This is a genomic window from Methylobacterium sp. E-012 (genome assembly GCF_057836545.1).
Genome location: NZ_JBYQEY010000001.1, coordinates 3,893,376 through 3,909,520 on the forward strand (window position 1 = coordinate 3,893,376; position 16,145 = coordinate 3,909,520).

Sequence of the window (16,145 nt, forward strand, 5' to 3'; positions counted from 1 at the left end):
CTTCTGACTTCGTAAGTGCGCCTCATACGACGGGCTGACGGCGTTTTAGGCGTGTCCGCTTACAGGATAACGGTTACACGCTTTGAACGACCAGGTTGGGCGCAAAGCCGAACGTCCGCTTCTGAGCGTCGACCCAACCTCCGCTCCCCCTTCAGACCTCGCAAGTGAGTATCGAGCGCCAAAGTCCGGCCGCCTGGTCTCCAAGCCAAAGCCGAGACCGCGGCTGGGGTGCCCCATGCCTTCGGGTCGACACCTTCCGCCCGGCGGGACAATGGCGGCGCCGCCTCGCACATGGGTGATGATGCTGCACGATTGCCAAGCTGAGGAAGAGGGCGCAGTCCGAGGTCGGTTCGAAACGCGAGACCTTCCCTCCGAATGTCTGTCACAACCCTGAAGCCAACCGCGATAGCTCGCGATGGGCTGCCGCCGGGCCAGCGCGGCCAAGCGATGGTAGCTGTCCTCACCGGGGTGGCACTCGCCACGCTCGACACCGCCATCGCCAACACGGCGCTGCCGACCATCGCCGCTGACCTCGGGGTCGATCCTGGCGCCTCAGTCTGGATCGTGAACGCCTACCAACTCGCGGTCGTGGCGACGCTGCTGCCGATCGCGGCGCTGGGCGAGATAGTTGGGCAGCGGCGGATCTACGTCGCCGGTCTCATCCTGTTCATCGGGGCCTCGCTCGTCTGCGCCCTGGCCTGGTCCCTGCCGACACTCGTCGCTGCGCGCGTGCTCCAGGGGATCGGGGCGAGCGCACTGATGGCGGTGAACATCGCGCTGATCCGCTTCATCTATCCCGCACATCAGCTAGGTCGCGGCGTCGGGCTCAACGCCTTCGTCGTCGGCGTTGGCTTCGCAGTCGGTCCGACCGTGGCGTCGCTGATCCTGCTAGCCGCGCCCTGGCCGTGGCTGTTCGCCGTCAACGTGCCGATCGGCCTCGGCGCCCTCGCCCTGGCCTGGACCGCGTTGCCGGAGACCGGACGTTCCGGGCACAACTTCGACGTTGCCGGCGCGCTGCTCAACGCCGCCGCGTTCGCGCTCCTCGTGCTCGGGTTGGGTGAGGCCGCACACGAGGGGCCGCTTTGGCGCATCCTCCTGGAAGTCGGCGGGGCGCTCGCCTGCTTCACCCTGCTCCTGCGTCGCCAGGCCGGGCACCCGGCGCCGATGCTGGCCGCTGATCTCCTAAAGCGCCCGCTGTTCGCGTTGTCAGCTCTGACCGCCGTATGCTCCTTCGCAGCGCAGGGGCTCGCCTTCGTCTCGCTGCCGTTCCTGTTCCAGCACACGCTCGGCCGCTCTCAGGTCGAGACCGGCTTCCTGATGACGCCCTGGCCAGTGGTGGTCGCGCTGATGGCGCCGGTAGCCGGCCGCCTCTCGGATCGCTATGCCCCCGGCCTGCTCGGCGGGATCGGACTCGCCGGCCTCGCGCTCGGCATGGGGCTGCTCGCGCTGCTGCCCGCGGACCCCAGCGTCCCGAACATCATCTGGCGGATGGCGATCTGCGGGGCCGGGTTCGGTTTCTTCCAGGCCCCAAACCTGCGCGCCATCATGACGAGCGCACCAGCTAACCGATCAGGCGGGGCGAGCGGTATCGTCGCCACGGCGCGGCTGCTCGGTCAGACCCTGGGCGCCGCCCTCGTTGCGGCGTGCTTCGCGATCGCGGAAGCGCACGGTCCAGCCCTGGCGATGGGGCTTGGGGCGGCCTTTGCTGGGTTTGCGAGCGCGGCGAGCTTCACGCGCCTCGTCGTGGCGTCCTGAGCGCGCTTGGCCTGTCGGAAGGTTCGGGGATGGAATCCGTATGACCGACGGCGTCGTGAGTGGAACGCTCGACGAACACGGGCGCGCCTACAAACGTACGGTTTGGGCGATCGCGATCGGCATCGCGATTTTCGCCGCCGCACAGGTCACGTACGCCCTCTCCGTCAGCTCGGCCCAGTTCCTCAAGGATGCGCTCGACTGGATCTACACGGTCCTGCTGAACGCCGTGGCGGCGTTTGTGTTCGGGCGCGGCGCACGGGCTGAGCAACTGTCCGCCTACCTCATCGCCGCCGTCCTGACAGTCGGGGGCCTGCAAACGCTCTACGACCTGTGGGACAAGGTAGCGGATCCGCGGCCGATCGATCCCGGGCTGCTCGGCTTCTCCGCCGCAAGTGCGACGGTGATCGCTTACCTCACCGCGGGCAGCCTGGCGCGGTTCCGCCACGACACCAATCCGCTGATCAAGGCAACCTGGCTCAGCGCGCGCAACGACGCGATCGCGACCACGTTCTTGGCCGGCGTCACGCTCGCCGTCCGCATGGCTCCCGTCCGCTGGCCGGAATACGCCATGGACGGGGTCGATGCCGCGCTCGCCTTTCAGGCTGCCGCGGCGACGATCCTCGCGGCACGGCGGGACAGGCAGGTGCCGTGACCATGTCGGGGATGAGGGCGGCTCCCCTCGGTGGCAGGCGAACCAGCCGAGTAAGTCGTGCGCGAGCTACGCGGCCGGCTCAGCGGCTCGCCGGTAGATGCCCTTGGTGCTGCGCCAAGAACGCCAGCACGGTGGCGTTGAAGGCTTCGGGGTTGTCCCGGTTCATCGCATGGGCCGCGTTCGGGATCACGATCGCAGCCGGGATCGTGGGATTGCACTTTCGGGCTGCGGCAAATCCTTCCGGATACCGTTTCGGGCTGCGCTCGCCGGTCAGCGTCAGGACGGGGAAGCTGAACTTGGCGATGTCGGAGCAGGTGATGTTTCCCCGTTCGCCGCTGTCGACCCCGGTGCCGAGATTGTCGAGCAGGATCTCCTTCTGAAGGGCAGAGCGCTTGGCCCAGGTGCCAGGCCCATTCAACCCGTCGGTGAACTCTTGACCCGCCTTCTCCTTGTCCCCGGCCGCAAGGTTGGCTCGTAGCGTCGACACCAAACCCTTCACCTCGCCGGCCATGGCTTTGGTCTCAGGCGTCTCTGGGAGCAGCCCCTCCATGCCGCTGGCATCTTCCAGGATCAGGGTCTTGATCAGCTCGGGGTGCTCTTTGGCCACCGTCAGAACCACGGCTCCGCCCCGTGAATGGCCGAGCAGGTGGACAGGTCCAAGGTTAAGGTGTTGGATCAGTGCGGCCACGTCGGCCGCGTGCTGCGAGATGGAGAAGTCCTCACCGACACCATCCCAGCGTTCGGGATAGTAGTGGCGCAGGCTGAGGGATAGGACGCGGTATTGCTTCGACAGCACCGGGGCTTGAGCGTACCAGATCCGGTAGTCGCCGAGCGACCCATGAACCAGCACGACCGGCTCGCCGGATCCAGCCTCTTGGTAGGCGAGCGGATAACCCTGCACCGCCGCGGTTTTGACACCGTCTGGGATCGCCCACTGCGCGTTAGCCGCACCGGGAAGCCCTGAGAACAACCCGATCAATATAGCTGCCATCCTGAGCCGCATCAAAAACGCCTCCCATATTTCTTCAGGAGAGTATCGCTTCCGCCGGACTGAATGTCACCGCACCGCCCGCCGGTCCCGCGGACGGGATCCGATTACCTCCTTTAAGAACCAGCTTGTTCGCGACGCGGCCGAGCTGCTTTCCCTCTGTTGAGCTCCAAGTCTGCCCCTTCAACTCGTTAGTTGGAAGGATAGCGACCGATGGCGAGCCACTGGCCGCCCCGGGGACGCGGCTGGGACGCGGCTGGGATGAGCCCCGCCGCCCAGCCTATCGGTTCTGAATGTCCTTTTGCGGTCCGTACATCTCCGGGCCGTTCCTGACATCCTCTAGAACATTGCACACTACGGACACGGCAATGTCGCGATTGCTCACGCGGACCAATAAATTCAGCCATTATCCCGATCTCGATCTGCATTCTCCCGTCTCTGGTGCAATAACATAGTTGATTGATTGCGTGCTAATTGAGTAATCTAAGCATTTTATTGCGTGCGAACTGCCTTCTGTCCCAGTCTATCCCCGCAAAGTCAGGAACTTTACCCGTAAAAAGCAAAGTCGCCAACGAAACTTGAAAAACTACGTTGCCTGCATCATAATTTTGCGAATTATAAATGTGAAAAGTCAAGCTATTACGCGCCAATGCTTGGAAGTACACATTCGAATACGAGCGGATTTTGGAAGATCAGACTTGACTGCATAAGCTTGTATTTGATGCGGGCTGTCCGTAGGTCAAGAGCGCTTTCACAGGTGCTTAAGCCCATAACTCTTGAGAATCGGAAGTAGATCGTCTCGTGCGCGGATACGGTGCAGACGTGCAGCCTCCAGCGCCTCAACAGGTTCGCCTGTGCGAATGGCTTCGATGATCTTGCGGTGCTCGTTGATCGAGGCGTCGAGCCCTCGGCGTAGATTGAGCGTCAGCATCCGCGCGCGGTGGGACTGGTCGTTTACCGTCTGGATGATCCGGCTCATCCGACCGTTGCGCGCGTGCTCGATAAGCGCCGCGTGAAACGCACCGTCCGCCTCGCCCCACGCTGGCAAGTCTCCGCTCTGCTGTGCGTCCGCCATCGCGTCCGTGTGGAAATCGAGGACACGCGCGGCGGCAAGCCGCTCGACCTTGGGTAGCGCCGCGACGAGTTCTGCCGCACGTCCCTCAATGCCGATGAGCACGTCGTAAATCTCGCGCACGTCGTCAGGCGCGAGCGCCAGAATCAAGATGCCTTTGCGCGGCAGCACCCGCACGAGCCCGTCCTCTTGCAGACGGATCGCGGCCTCGTGCACGGGGGTGCGGCTCATGCCCAACCGCAACGCGATTTCCTGCTCGGATGCCTGATAACCCGGCGCGAAGCTAGCGTCGCGGATCGCTGCACGCATGGCGGCATAGGCGTCATCCACGAGCGAGGTCTTCTTCTCGCTCTCTTCCGTGTCCAGACGTACTTCGGCTCGCACTCGCGCCATTCTTTGTATCTCCCGTTGCAGTATGCCTATCATCTTCCATGCCTACTGAGGAACGGGGATTGACACCTGTATCTGGGGCCCCTAACCGTATTCTAGCTTGCATGGAAGATGGCGCTCCAGAATCAACGGAGCATCCCGGCGGCAGGAGGGAACGATGGACGCACCGCTTGAAAAGGCGACCATGCACCGGGTCTCGTGGCGGTTGGTCCCCTTCATCTGCCTGCTCTATTTCATCGCATTCATAGACCGTGTGAACATCGGGTTCGCAGCCTTGACGATGAACAAGGACCTCGGTTTCACGTCAGCCGTATTTGGCTTCGGAGCGGGTATCTTTTTCTTCGGTTATTTCCTGTTCGAGATTCCCTCGAACATAGTCCTCGATAAGGTTGGCGCACGGCTGTGGATAGCCCGTGTGATGATCACCTGGGGGGTCATCTCGTTCGCGTTCGCCTTCGTGTGGGGCGAGTACAGCTTCTACACCCTGCGGTTCTTGCTCGGCGCAGCCGAGGCAGGCTTCTTCCCCGGTATCATCCTCTACCTGAGCTACTGGTTCCCGATCCGCTACCGGGCGGGCGTCGTCTCACTGTTCATGGCCGCAGCGCCGATCTCGGTCGCGCTCGGCTCGCCGGTGTCGAGCGCACTGCTGGAGATGGAGGGCATCCTCGGTCTGCACGGTTGGCAGTGGATGTTCATCGTTGAAGCCGTTCCGGCCGTCATCCTCGGCGTGATCACGTTGTTCTACATGACCGATCGGCCCGAGAAGGCGAAGTGGCTCCCTGACGATCAGCGCAAGTGGCTCGTGGCGGAGATGAACGAAGAGCACGCGCGCAAGAAGGTGGTCGCCAAGCATGGGATTGTAGCCGGGATGTGCGACCCCCGCGTCCTGGCGCTCGCGCTGATATACTTCGGCACCTCGGCCGGTCTGTACACACTCGGCATCTGGGCTCCGCAGATCATCAAGAGCTTCGGCTTGTCCACGATGGCGGTCGGCTTCCTAAACGGCGTGCCGCCAACCATCGCGATCATCGCGATGATCCTGTGGGCGCGGCACTCCGACAGGGCACGCGAGCGCACGTGGCACGTCGTCATCGCTTGCCTCTTCGCGTCAGCGGGTCTGTTGCTGGCCGGGGCTGCGTCCTCGACCCTAGCAGTCGTCGCCGCCCTTACCCTCGTCAACATAGGCATCAGTTCGGCCAAGCCACCACTTTGGGCCATGCCGACAATGTTCCTTTCCGGCTCAGCGGCAGCGGTGGGCATCGCCACGATCAATTCGATCGGTAACCTCGGCGGTTTCGTCGGCCCCTGGGCGATCGGATGGATCAAGGACCAGACCGGCAGCTTCATGGGCGGCCTGATCTTCGTGGCCGGGCTGCTCGTCCTTTCCGCCGTCGTCACCCTCCTCGTCGCTCGTGCGGGGCGGCGTGCTGAACCCTCAAGCGCCATCGCGCGCTGAACTGGACGCCGACTCACTGAGGTCGTGTGTGACAACCTACGACATCAGCAACAACAACTCGCACGCAAAAATTGCGCGTAGCAAAATGTAAAATCCCTCCAACTCACGCCATGACACAAACTATTTGAAAGTATGCGCCCTGATGGAATCATCTCCAATGCCCAATCCCACACTTGGTCGTCGCGAGTTCCTAACCTTCGCCGCCGTCGCCGCCGGCGCGTGGCCTGCCGTGGAAGTTCAGTATGCTGCAGCACAGCAATCTGAACGAGAGGCATCCTTCAATCTTGACACGATTAAAGCTTTGTTATTCGACGTTCAAGGAACTATAGTCGACTTCTACACGACGATAGTTCGAAAAGGGGAGATTTTTACTAAAGAACATGGAATAGAAGCGGACTGGACCCGGATCGCAGACCAGTGGAGAACTGAATATCGTCGCCAACTCGATCAGGTTATTGCGGGCAGCATCACTTGGCGATCGACCGATCAGATCTACCGTAGCGCCCTCGACACGCTGCTCGCGACCTATGAGTGGGGTCAAAAGCTCAACGGCGGCGACCGGGACCGGCTGAACGCACTGTGGTCGCAGCTTGAGCCATGGCCCGACACGCGGCCCGGCCTCGAACGTTTGCGCCGGAAATATACGCTTTCGACGTTATCCAACGGCAGCATGGCCTCAGTGGTGAGCATCGCAAAACTTGGCCAACTTCCTTTCGATTGCATCCTTACTGCGGAATTGGTCAAATCATCAAAGCCGGACCCGAAGGTCTACGAGCTAGGACAGAACGCTCTTGCGCTCAAGCCGAGTCAGATCTTGATGGTTGCTTGCCACAAATATGATTTGAAAGCTGCCAAAGCGTTCGGTTTTCGAGTTGCTTTTGTGCCACGTCCATTGGAGTTCGGGCCGAGGGGCAATGTTGATCTCGCGCCTGAAAGTTATTTCGATCTGATGTCAAATGATCTCATAGATCTAGCTGAAAAACTTGGCGCTTGAGCGTTCAGCGATGAGGTGCATGATGACACCATGTAGCGCCACGATCAGACATTAAAAGATCAGACGCTTAAGTTTTGTCTTCTCTATCAATAAAATCAACAACACCCCATCAAAATGTCTTGAGCTACAACGAAAATAAAAGGATAAATCTATGAAAGAATTTCGCATCGCCGCCATCCCCGCGGACGGCATCGGCATCGAGGTCATCGCCGCAGGCATCGAGGTGCTAGACGCCCTGGCCGAGAAGAACGGGACGTTCAAGTTCAAGTTCGATCACTTCGATTGGGGCTCGGACTATTACAAAAAGCACGGCGTGATGATGCCCACCGATGGACGCGAGCAGATCCGTAACCACGACGCGATCTTCTTCGGCGCGGTCGGTGCGCCTGACGTGCCCGACCACATCACCCTCTGGGGCTTGCGGCTCGCCATCTGCCAGCCGTTCGACCAGTACGCCAACGTCCGCCCGACCCGTATCCTGCCCGGCATCACCAGCCCCCTGCGCCACGTCACCGGTCCGGAGCTCGACTGGGTGATCGTCCGCGAGAACTCGGAAGGCGAGTACGCGGGCGTCGGCGGACGCGTCCATCAGGGCCACGCCAACGAGGTCGCCACCGACGTGTCGATGATGACCCGTAGCGGCGTCGATCGCATCATCCGTTACGCGTTCAAGCTCGCCCAGTCCCGCCCGCGCAAGCTGCTCACGGTAGTGACCAAGTCGAACGCTCAGCGCCACGCCATGGTGATGTGGGACGAGATCGCCGCCGAGGTCGCAGCCGACTTCCCGGACGTGGCCTGGGATAAGATGTTGGTCGATGCGATGACCATGCGCATGGTGGTGAAGCCCCAGACCCTCGACACCATCGTGGCGACCAATCTGCACGCCGACATCCTGTCGGACCTCGCGGCCGCGCTGGCGGGATCCCTCGGCATCGCGCCAACCGCCAACATCAACCCGGAGCGCACGTTCCCGTCGATGTTCGAGCCGATCCATGGCTCGGCCTTCGACATCACCGGCAAGGGCATCGCCAACCCGATCGCGACCTTCTGGACCGCCTGCCAGATGCTGGAGCATCTCGGCGAGAAGCCCGCGGCCGACCGGCTGATGCGTGCGGTCGAGCGCGTCACCGCCGATCCGAGCCTGCACACGCCTGACCTTGGCGGCAAGGCCACCACCCGTCAGGTCACGGACGCGGTGATCGCTGCCGTTCAGGGCGACAACGAGTAAGACGGGCGCCGTGTCTGATCCCGCCGCTAGCCTTGCCCGGCATCTATCGGAGCCGCCCTATGGTTGCTCGGTCATAGTGGGAGCGGGAAAGGCTGCGGCGTTGATGGCACAGGCCGTCAAGGCGGCTTGGTCGAGTGCTCATCGCCTCCGGCGAAGTTAATGTCCCCGCAGCGAGACCGAATACTGCGGTGATCCAAAGCTTCGCCGGATTGTAATTGTGAGGGCGTGGTGCGGCGGTAAGACTATCGCTCTTGCGAGCGGGGCGAGCCGCACCAAAAGGGTGGGGGGAGTTGATCAGCGATGCATCCGATGAATCTGTGGCGTCGCAGTCGAATGCCGCGCGGAGTCATGCTCGGCATATGCGCGTTCGTTTTTGGCTGCCCGGCGCAGGCCCAGCAGGCTCAGCCTTTGCAGCCAACCGATCTGCCAAACCCATACCGCCTCGTCGAGGATTGGCCTACGCTGCCAGCGAGCATGAACGGCGGGCGCTGGGGCGAGGTCAGCCGGGTGCAGGTCGGCCCGCGCGGCAACATCTGGGTCCTCCACCGCTGCTTCGCCGTCACGCCGCCCGGCAGCGCCGTCTGCCTCGGTGCCTACAAAGACTATCCGCCGATCCTGGAGTTCGACCCGTCGGGCAAGCTGCTGGCTGGTTTCGGCGCTGGGTTGCTCGCCTACCCACACGGCCTCGCCATCGACGAAAAGGGCGACCTCTTGGTCACCGACGTCAACGACGAGGCGGCTGTGCTTGGCCTGCCCGCGACGAACGCTGACGGCGCGGTGATGGGCCAGGACGTCCTCAAGCTCAGTCCGACCGGCAAGGTGCTGCTGACGCTGGGCAAGGAGGGGATCTCAGGCAGCAGCTCCGACACTTTCGACCGCCCATCCGGCGTCGCCGTCGCGCCCAACGGCGACATCTTCGTCTCGGACGGCCACTACCCAAACGCGCGCCACAACGCTCGAATCATGAAATTCGATAAGAGCGGTCGCTTCATCAAAAGCTGGGGTAAGCTGGGGTCGGCGCCGGGTGATTTCGATGGGCCGCACGATATCTGTATCGGCGGATCCCAACAGCACGTCTACGTGGCCGACCGTCAGAACAAGCGCGTCCAGGTGTTCGACCAGGACGGCAAGCTCATCGCCGCCTGGCCGCAGTTCGGCCAAGTGAACTCGGTGTTCGTCGGCGCGGACGACACGATCTACGCCGGGACGGCATATCCAGACCCCGCCTATACAGGTGCGGCGCAAAATGACCCAACGGCGACGAAGGGCCTAATCAGGGGGATCATCGTCGGCAGCGCCAAGGACGGGATGCTGAAAGCCTTCATCCCCGACCCGGCCGATCTGAGTACGGTGGCGCGCGGGTCATCGGCGTCCGGCGTCACCGCCGATGAGCACGGCAACATCTACGCGGCAGACGTAGGTGCCCATAGCCTACGAAAGTATCTGCTTCAGGGCCCTCTCTGATCGACAATCGAAAATTGGATCAATTTGGCCGTTCAAAGAGACGGTGCGGGTGGCCGCCTGAGCCAGCCCCGTCGAGACGAGGAGGATGGGTTATGCTCAACCGCAAGCAACTCCTGGCCGGCCTGTCAGCGATCGGGGCCGCGGCGACTCTCGCCGGGACGGGCCGACGCACGTGGGCGGCGGGCGACGAGCCCCGGGCGGAGGTCCGCCCGGAAGCGGCCGATCCTAATACAGCCGCCGGTCACAAGTCCCCCGCCCCGGAAGTGACGGCGGAGGCCGCAGCATTCGTGGTCTCGACCCAATACGAGGACCTGCCGCCCGAGCTGATCACGCTCGGCAAAAAGCACATCCTCGATGCAATCGGGCTCGCCATCGCCGGCGAGAAGGCCGAGACCGGTCCGATCGTGCGCCGCTACCTCGCCGACATCGGCGTGCTGAACGGACCGGCCACCGTGCTCGGTACCAATTTGCACGCCGGCCCACGCTTTGCCGCCTTCGCCAACGGCGTCGCCATCCACGCTGACGACTACGACGACACCCAGCTCGCCGTGGCCAAGGACCGGGTCTACGGCCTGCTCACTCACCCAACCGTACCGAACCTGCCCGCCGCGCTCGCGGTGGCGGAGGCGCTGGCTAAGTCCGGCCGCGACTTCATGCTGGCCTACCATCTCGGCGTCGAGGTCACGACGAAGCTTGCCGAGGCAATCGCGCCCCGCTCCTACGAGGGCGGTTTCCATTCCACCAGTATGTGCGGCGTGTTCGGCTCGGCGGCGGCCGCGGGCAAGCTGCGCGGCCTTGACGCAAAGCAGGTGCGCAACGCGTTCGGCGTTGCCGGGGCGGAAGCCGGCGGCCTGCGCGAGAACTTCGGCACCATGACCAAGCCGTTCCAGGCCGGCCACGCCGCCGAGGCCGGGATTGCCGCCGTTGACCTTGCCGCGCTTGGATGGACGGCGGCCGAAGACATTTTCGAGGCCAAGCGCGGGTTCTTCGCGGCCTTCGGCGGCGGCTTCGACCCTGTGGCGATCGTGGGTCGGTTTGGCCGGCCGTGGTCGCTCCTTTCGCCCGGCGTGTCGATCAAGCCCTACCCATCCGGCTCGCTCACCCACCCTGCGATGGACGTAATGGCCGGGCTGATCGCACAGCACGGCATCAAGCCGGAGGACGTGGAACAAGTGCGGGTTGGCACCAACCGGCAGATGCTGAACACGTTGATCCACCATCGCCCGACGACGGGCCTGCAAGGCAAGTTCAGCATGGAGTACTGCATGGCCGTCCTCCTCGTGCTGGGGAGGGCCGGACTCGCACAGTTCCAGGACGATGTGGTGAGCCGCCCCGACCTGCGGGCGATGGTTGAGCGAATTGACTTCTACAACGACCCAGCGGCCGACGCGGCGGGAGCGGACAAGATGCGCAGCCTTGTCACCGTCCGGCTCAAGGATGGGCGGATTTTCTTGGGCCAGGACGATTTTGCCCGGGGCAGTCCGCAGAATCCAATGAGCTTTGAAGACGAGGTGCGCAAATTCAAGGACTGCACGGAGTTTGCTGGTCTGCCGCGCGATAGAGCCGAGCGGATCGTGGTCTCCGTGCAGAACTTGGAGTCGGTGCCGGACATGCGGTCGGTCTTTGCCGGGATGTTCGTTTGACCGGAATCGTAGCAAGCTAGATGGGCAGCCCGTCGAAGCGCCAGGGCTTCCATTCGGGCCGAATGCTGACAGGCTCATCGGCCGACAGAAAATGTCCCTCGGCAGCAACGCAAACCGTATTCAGCGAGCGGAGGAAGCGCTGCAACTGACGCATGGCCGTAGGCTTCTAAAAAAAGGAACAGCGTGCGGCCGGAACACGAAGGTGACATGTCGCTGCCCGCGGAGGCGCCCGCTGCACATGGCAGCCTGTTCGTATTTTGTTCTAAATCGACCGCACATGCAATCGCGGTGATCATGAGCATACGGTTTGGAACGGCCCCAAAGCCGCTGCTGCGGTGTGTCTCGAGCATGAGGTAAGCCACCCCTGCCTCGGTCGTGCCGCAGCGGCATCGAAACGCTTAGGCTCGGCCTTTGGCTGCTCTTCGAGAGAGCATTACAGAACCGAGGTGCATCAAGAAGCGGATCCGTCAACGACCTCGACAAGACACTGATCGGCAAATCGGCGCCGGTGGTGTGGATGGCGTGATCGATAAGGATCCAGTCAAGCCAGAGTGGATCTATGTGCGAGTCAAGTGATACGGACCCGCTAACAACGTCAGCGCTTCGGCGACCGCCTCGATCTCGGCCCGAGGTGTCCGCGGCCAGACTCGTAAAAGCTCGAGGGATGCACAGCCGCATTCCAGATTAGCGAGCAACACGATGACCAAGAAAAGCAATCGTCGCACGTATACGTCGAAGCCTGGATGCGATCGGCCCATTCACCCTCTGCCGGGCGAAATCTTACGGTGCATACAGCTGCGCGCTGAAGCGATCGGTCCGCTGCAGGCGGCATCTGAGATGGCGGCCATGAGCAGCGTCATGCTTGAGGGCTACACTGACGCGGGGCAACTGCGGGCGAAACCAGAAGCCGACTACGATGCCTTCATCGCGCGCGCCGACAGCTTGCTGTCGTGCGAGGCCAGCCGCGCCGCCGACGGGCTCCGGCGTCTGACCTGGGCGCGGGTCCTGCAGCTCGCCGATGCGCTCGGCCCGTTCGTAGCCATGGCTGAGTTGGCGATGCAGTGCGGACTCATGATCTCCGCGTGCCGGGAAGCGGGATGGTTGAAACCGGGACCGGTGGTCAGTCCCTTCGACTTCGCCAAACGTGCCGACGGCACCAGCCTGCTGTAGTCCGCAACGAGTATGAGGCTGTGAATCGGCTTCGAAGTATGGCCCCGGCGAAAACTTAGCTAACTCTTTCTTCAAAATGCAAAAATCGAGATCGAGGTGGGGTCACTATCGGCGCCGACCGTGACCCCACCTCAAAGTAAAATTCAGCACATATCTCAACGCATTGAACCCAATTTCGGGAGGGGTGAGGCTTCGACGCCTATTGACAGCGGGTAGGCCGATGGCAAAATTCGGCGCCTTTTTCGAAGCATCGACGGCAAGTCGCCTCGCACTGGCGTGCATGAGATCGACACACTACGTCGCTCGCTTTGGCGCTGTGTTCTGAAGCTAGCCGATCGGATCGAGCCTATCCCGACCATGAAGCAACTAGTTATGCGAGTTAATGAATTAATCGACCCATACAGAGAAGCGGGACCGATGGAACGCGGACCGGAAGTCATCATTACTGATTTCTTCAAGCGCGCGGACGGAACGAGCCTCATTTAAATCAAATTGGGCGCTGAGGCCGCACAAAATCACGCTCTGTGCGGCCCGGTCATCACCGACCTTCGGCAATCGGATCATGAAAGGGCTTTTTATCACTCCCTTCGATCGCTTCAGGCTCGACGTCGTGGTGCTGCCTGTCGCGATGCCGATGGCACCCTACCCTGCCGCTTGCCGCGCCCGGCAGGCTCCCTGGCTTTGGCTGCGCCGGAACTCGGCGTCTCCCCTTCACGCTGCGGCCGCGCCGCGTGCGCGTCAAAGTCGGTCTCAGCCTCCGATGGGCAGGGGATGCCACGCTGCTCGGCCAGGCTGCGTGCGTACTTGAGCATCGCCGCGCTCGGTACCCTGCGGTCGGTGGATTGGTCACCGTCACCTTCCTGGGGGGGGCGCTGCCCGGCATGAGTGTCGAGAAAAGCCCTGCAGATGCTGATGCTGCTCTTGCAGCCGCGTGGCAGCTTCACGCCCTTCCGCTCGGCCAAGCTCACCGCGAACGACACCATGGCCGGCGTCGGCGGCCGATTGTCGGCCTGACTGGGCGGAATCAGGCTTGAATCGAGGCTGACGACGGGCGAGTTCGAGATCGCGGCGATCAGCTCATCGAGGCGCGCGCGCGTGCGTTGCCGGAAGGCGTTGGCCCGCTCGACGGCCTCGGCCCGTGTGGCCGCGCGACCGATCTCGGCCAGTTCCGCCTCGAACAGGGCGCGTCCGACTGGGTCGCCGTAGGCCGGAAACACGCGCCGCACCGCCGTCATGAAGGCCAGCCCAACCTCGGTCACTTCGATGGCCGGGTCCTTGCCATTGGCCAGCGTGATGTAGCGGCTCTTCAGCAGCTTGGGCAGGATCGTGTCGCGCGTGGCGGCCGTGCCGAGGCCCTTGGGTTCGTTCGGATTGACCGGGTTCTCCAGGGCGCGCTTGACCGCCGAATCATCCACCTGATCAATCAACCGGCCCATCACCACCGGCAGCTCGCCTCGGGTGATCCGCCGCGGCGGCTCGGTCATCGCGGTGGCAACATCTGCGCTCGTGGCCGTTGCGCCCTCCCCGTCGTTCACCAGTGGCAGGCGCGCCGACGTGGCCTCCGCCTCCCGCTTGGCCTTGCCGGGCACCACGTCCGCTTCAAGTTCGGTCTCGCTGCCGTAGATTGCACGCCAGCCCGGGACGCGGATGACGCTGCCTGAAATGGCAAACCGCTTCGCGCCCAGCGGCGTCCCGACCTCGGCCGTGACGCTCGTACGGGCGTCGATGCCGTCGGGCAGGTGGGCGGCGAGGTACGCCTTCGCGACGAGCCCCCACAACCGGAACTGATCGGCGGAGAGGCGGCTGCGTTCCGGCACCTTGCGCAGGGGCACGATGGCATGGTGCTCGCCCGGGTCCTTGACGTAGTGCCCCTTCGCCCCGCGTCGGATCAGGGGCACCTCGCCTCCCGGACTGACGTCGCGCACGTCGGTCAACACGGTCGCGATGGCGGCAACGATCGCGGCGGCATCACCCGCCTGCCCTTCCGGCAGGTACTCGGACTCAGTACGCGGGTAGCTGAAGTAGCCCTGATCGTACAGCTCCTGGGCGAGTCCGGCCGTCTGCTGAGGGTCCCAGCCGAATCGCTTGGCGCAGCGCCGCGCCAAGGTGTCCTTCGAGAACAGCCGAGGCGGTGCGCGGCGTACGTCCTTGTGCTCGACCGCCAGGGGACCCGACCATGTCGCGGCGGCCGCTCGGATCGTCTCGGCGACCGCTGCGTCGAAGATCCGCTCCTTGGAGGCATGCCATAGGGTCAGTTCGGCACCTGACTGGGTGCCGAGGTGCAGGGCAACCTTGAAGAAGTCCTTCGGCACGAAGGAGCGGATGCGCTCTTCCAGGTCGGCCAGGATGGCGAGGGTCGGCGTTTGCACGCCACCGAAGCGCCAGGGTTCCCGGAAGGCGGGTGGGCGCAGGCGCAGCGAGATGGCCCGCGTGCCGTTCAGGCCGAGGTGGTAGTCCTCGTACTGCCTGCACAGCGCTTCAAGGTAGGCGGCGTAGTCGCGTTCGCCCGAGCCTGGCTCCTTCGCCAGGGCCGCGAAGGCGCGCCGGATCGAGACATCGTCGAGCGCGCCAAGCTTGAGCCGGTCGACCCGGCCGCGCCAGCCGAGGTGCTCCAGCACCTCCCAAGCAATCATGGAACCCTCGCGCCCGGGATCGGTCGCGATGATCACGCGCTCAACGCCGCTCAGCGCCTGCCGGATGGCGGCGATCTTCGGCTCGTGCGATTGCCTGGACCGATTGGTGCCGTAGCTGACCGGGATCGTGGCGAGCGTGATGGGCAGCGCGTCGAAGCGCCATGGCTTCCATCCGGGCCGGATGCTGCCCGGCTCCTCGGCGGACAGCAGGTGCCCCTCGGCAGCCACGCAGACGGTGTTCGGCGAGCGAAAGAAGCGCTGCAGCTGCCGCATCGCCGAGGGCTTCTCGAAGAAGAACAGCGTGCGGCCGGAACCCGGTGGTGACATGTCGCTGCCCACGAAGGCGCTCGCTACGAGCGATGAATTGTTCGCGTTGTGTTCTAGCACGTCGCTGCCTGCAACCGCGCTGGGCGTCAGGAGGCTGCTGCGCCGTGACGCTGTGTTCGATGATGCGCGATCTCGAAGGCCCAGCCGGCGCTGCCTCAATCCCATGTTTCGGACAACTCGGCTTGTTCAAAGTCTGCTTTCCGACGAACGCTTTTGGAAGACCGGCGACCGACAATTAGCTCCCGGCCGCTCCTTGTCTCAGCGCGGCTGAACCCGACGGGACACCCTAAAGGTACCGACTGTCCTTCTCAGACTCGTACATCTCCGGATCATTCCGTTCTTTTCCAGAAGAGCCCGATTTGTATTGCTGATG

At 63.4% G+C, this 16,145-nt stretch carries 12 protein-coding genes; 8 read left to right on the plus strand and 4 right to left on the minus strand.

Translation table 11 applies throughout. The features are described 5' to 3' along the window. The first annotated feature begins 375 nt into the window (after positions 1 to 375). Entirely contained in the window at positions 376 to 1,755 is a 1,380-nt protein-coding gene (locus AC3IF1_RS18845; protein ID WP_489218838.1) for an MFS transporter, read from the plus strand. A 40-nt stretch (positions 1,756 to 1,795) separates the two neighbouring features. Beyond that, positions 1,796 to 2,407 (plus strand): hypothetical protein, encoded by a 612-nt coding sequence (locus AC3IF1_RS18850; RefSeq protein ID WP_489218839.1) that lies wholly within the window; start codon positions 1,796 to 1,798, stop codon positions 2,405 to 2,407. Positions 2,408 to 2,486: 79 nt separating this feature from the next. Here AC3IF1_RS18850 and AC3IF1_RS18855 read toward each other — a convergent pair whose 3' ends face one another. Both AC3IF1_RS18855 and AC3IF1_RS18860 read right to left on the minus strand, forming a co-directional pair. Further along, a complete protein-coding gene (locus AC3IF1_RS18855; RefSeq protein WP_489218840.1) occupies positions 2,487 to 3,410 on the minus strand; it encodes an alpha/beta fold hydrolase in 924 nt (307 codons plus the stop codon). Positions 3,411 to 4,146: 736 nt separating this feature from the next. After that, positions 4,147 to 4,860, minus strand: coding sequence for a GntR family transcriptional regulator (locus AC3IF1_RS18860; protein ID WP_489218841.1), 714 nt, complete (start codon positions 4,858 to 4,860; stop codon positions 4,147 to 4,149). Between the two features lie 154 nt (positions 4,861 to 5,014). Here AC3IF1_RS18860 and AC3IF1_RS18865 point away from each other — a divergent pair, with 154 nt between their 5' ends. From AC3IF1_RS18865 to AC3IF1_RS18885, 5 genes are all read left to right on the plus strand, one after another. Beyond that, on the plus strand, positions 5,015 to 6,313 hold the full coding sequence (locus AC3IF1_RS18865; RefSeq protein WP_489218842.1) for an MFS transporter: 1,299 nt from the start codon (positions 5,015 to 5,017) through the stop codon (positions 6,311 to 6,313). Between the two features lie 157 nt (positions 6,314 to 6,470). After that, positions 6,471 to 7,307 carry a haloacid dehalogenase type II gene (locus AC3IF1_RS18870; RefSeq protein ID WP_489218843.1) on the plus strand — a complete coding sequence of 279 codons (837 nt, stop codon included), beginning with the start codon at positions 6,471 to 6,473 and terminating at the stop codon, positions 7,305 to 7,307. 151 nt (positions 7,308 to 7,458) lie between these two features. Next, positions 7,459 to 8,535 (plus strand): tartrate dehydrogenase, encoded by a 1,077-nt coding sequence (locus AC3IF1_RS18875; RefSeq protein WP_489218844.1) that lies wholly within the window; start codon positions 7,459 to 7,461, stop codon positions 8,533 to 8,535. A gap of 300 nt (positions 8,536 to 8,835) precedes the next feature. Further along, the gene (locus AC3IF1_RS18880) at positions 8,836 to 9,999 is read left to right on the plus strand and encodes a peptidyl-alpha-hydroxyglycine alpha-amidating lyase family protein (protein ID WP_489218845.1); all 1,164 of its coding nucleotides are present in this window, start codon (positions 8,836 to 8,838) and stop codon (positions 9,997 to 9,999) included. A 92-nt stretch (positions 10,000 to 10,091) separates the two neighbouring features. After that, a complete protein-coding gene (locus tag AC3IF1_RS18885; protein ID WP_489218846.1) occupies positions 10,092 to 11,642 on the plus strand; it encodes an MmgE/PrpD family protein in 1,551 nt (516 codons plus the stop codon). A 16-nt stretch (positions 11,643 to 11,658) separates the two neighbouring features. Here the strand turns inward: AC3IF1_RS18885 and AC3IF1_RS18890 are convergent, their stop codons facing one another. Further along, a complete protein-coding gene (locus AC3IF1_RS18890; RefSeq protein ID WP_489218848.1) occupies positions 11,659 to 11,796 on the minus strand; it encodes a hypothetical protein in 138 nt (45 codons plus the stop codon). Positions 11,797 to 12,341: 545 nt separating this feature from the next. On the opposite strand from AC3IF1_RS18890, the gene AC3IF1_RS18895 reads away from it, so the two are divergent. Beyond that, positions 12,342 to 12,812, plus strand: coding sequence for a hypothetical protein (locus AC3IF1_RS18895; RefSeq protein WP_489218849.1), 471 nt, complete (start codon positions 12,342 to 12,344; stop codon positions 12,810 to 12,812). A 596-nt stretch (positions 12,813 to 13,408) separates the two neighbouring features. Here AC3IF1_RS18895 and AC3IF1_RS18900 read toward each other — a convergent pair. After that, a complete protein-coding gene (locus AC3IF1_RS18900) occupies positions 13,409 to 15,772 on the minus strand; it encodes a type IA DNA topoisomerase (protein WP_489220418.1) in 2,364 nt (787 codons plus the stop codon). Between the last annotated feature and the right edge of the window lie 373 nt (positions 15,773 to 16,145).

Bases quoted from the DNA above. Each gene is read 5' to 3' on its own strand.
- AC3IF1_RS18845 (WP_489218838.1), top strand. From the start codon at position 376: ATGTCTGTCACAACCCTGAAGCCAACCGCGATAGCTCGCGATGGGCTG.
- AC3IF1_RS18850 (WP_489218839.1), top strand. From the start codon at position 1,796: ATGACCGACGGCGTCGTGAGTGGAACGCTCGACGAACACGGGCGCGCC.
- AC3IF1_RS18855 (WP_489218840.1), bottom strand. From the start codon at position 3,410: ATGCGGCTCAGGATGGCAGCTATATTGATCGGGTTGTTCTCAGGGCTT.
- AC3IF1_RS18860 (WP_489218841.1), bottom strand. From the start codon at position 4,860: ATGGCGCGAGTGCGAGCCGAAGTACGTCTGGACACGGAAGAGAGCGAG.
- AC3IF1_RS18865 (WP_489218842.1), top strand. From the start codon at position 5,015: ATGGACGCACCGCTTGAAAAGGCGACCATGCACCGGGTCTCGTGGCGG.
- AC3IF1_RS18870 (WP_489218843.1), top strand. From the start codon at position 6,471: ATGCCCAATCCCACACTTGGTCGTCGCGAGTTCCTAACCTTCGCCGCC.
- AC3IF1_RS18875 (WP_489218844.1), top strand. From the start codon at position 7,459: ATGAAAGAATTTCGCATCGCCGCCATCCCCGCGGACGGCATCGGCATC.
- AC3IF1_RS18880 (WP_489218845.1), top strand. From the start codon at position 8,836: ATGCATCCGATGAATCTGTGGCGTCGCAGTCGAATGCCGCGCGGAGTC.
- AC3IF1_RS18885 (WP_489218846.1), top strand. From the start codon at position 10,092: ATGCTCAACCGCAAGCAACTCCTGGCCGGCCTGTCAGCGATCGGGGCC.
- AC3IF1_RS18890 (WP_489218848.1), bottom strand. From the start codon at position 11,796: ATGCGTCAGTTGCAGCGCTTCCTCCGCTCGCTGAATACGGTTTGCGTT.
- AC3IF1_RS18895 (WP_489218849.1), top strand. From the start codon at position 12,342: ATGACCAAGAAAAGCAATCGTCGCACGTATACGTCGAAGCCTGGATGC.
- AC3IF1_RS18900 (WP_489220418.1), bottom strand. From the start codon at position 15,772: ATGTCACCACCGGGTTCCGGCCGCACGCTGTTCTTCTTCGAGAAGCCC.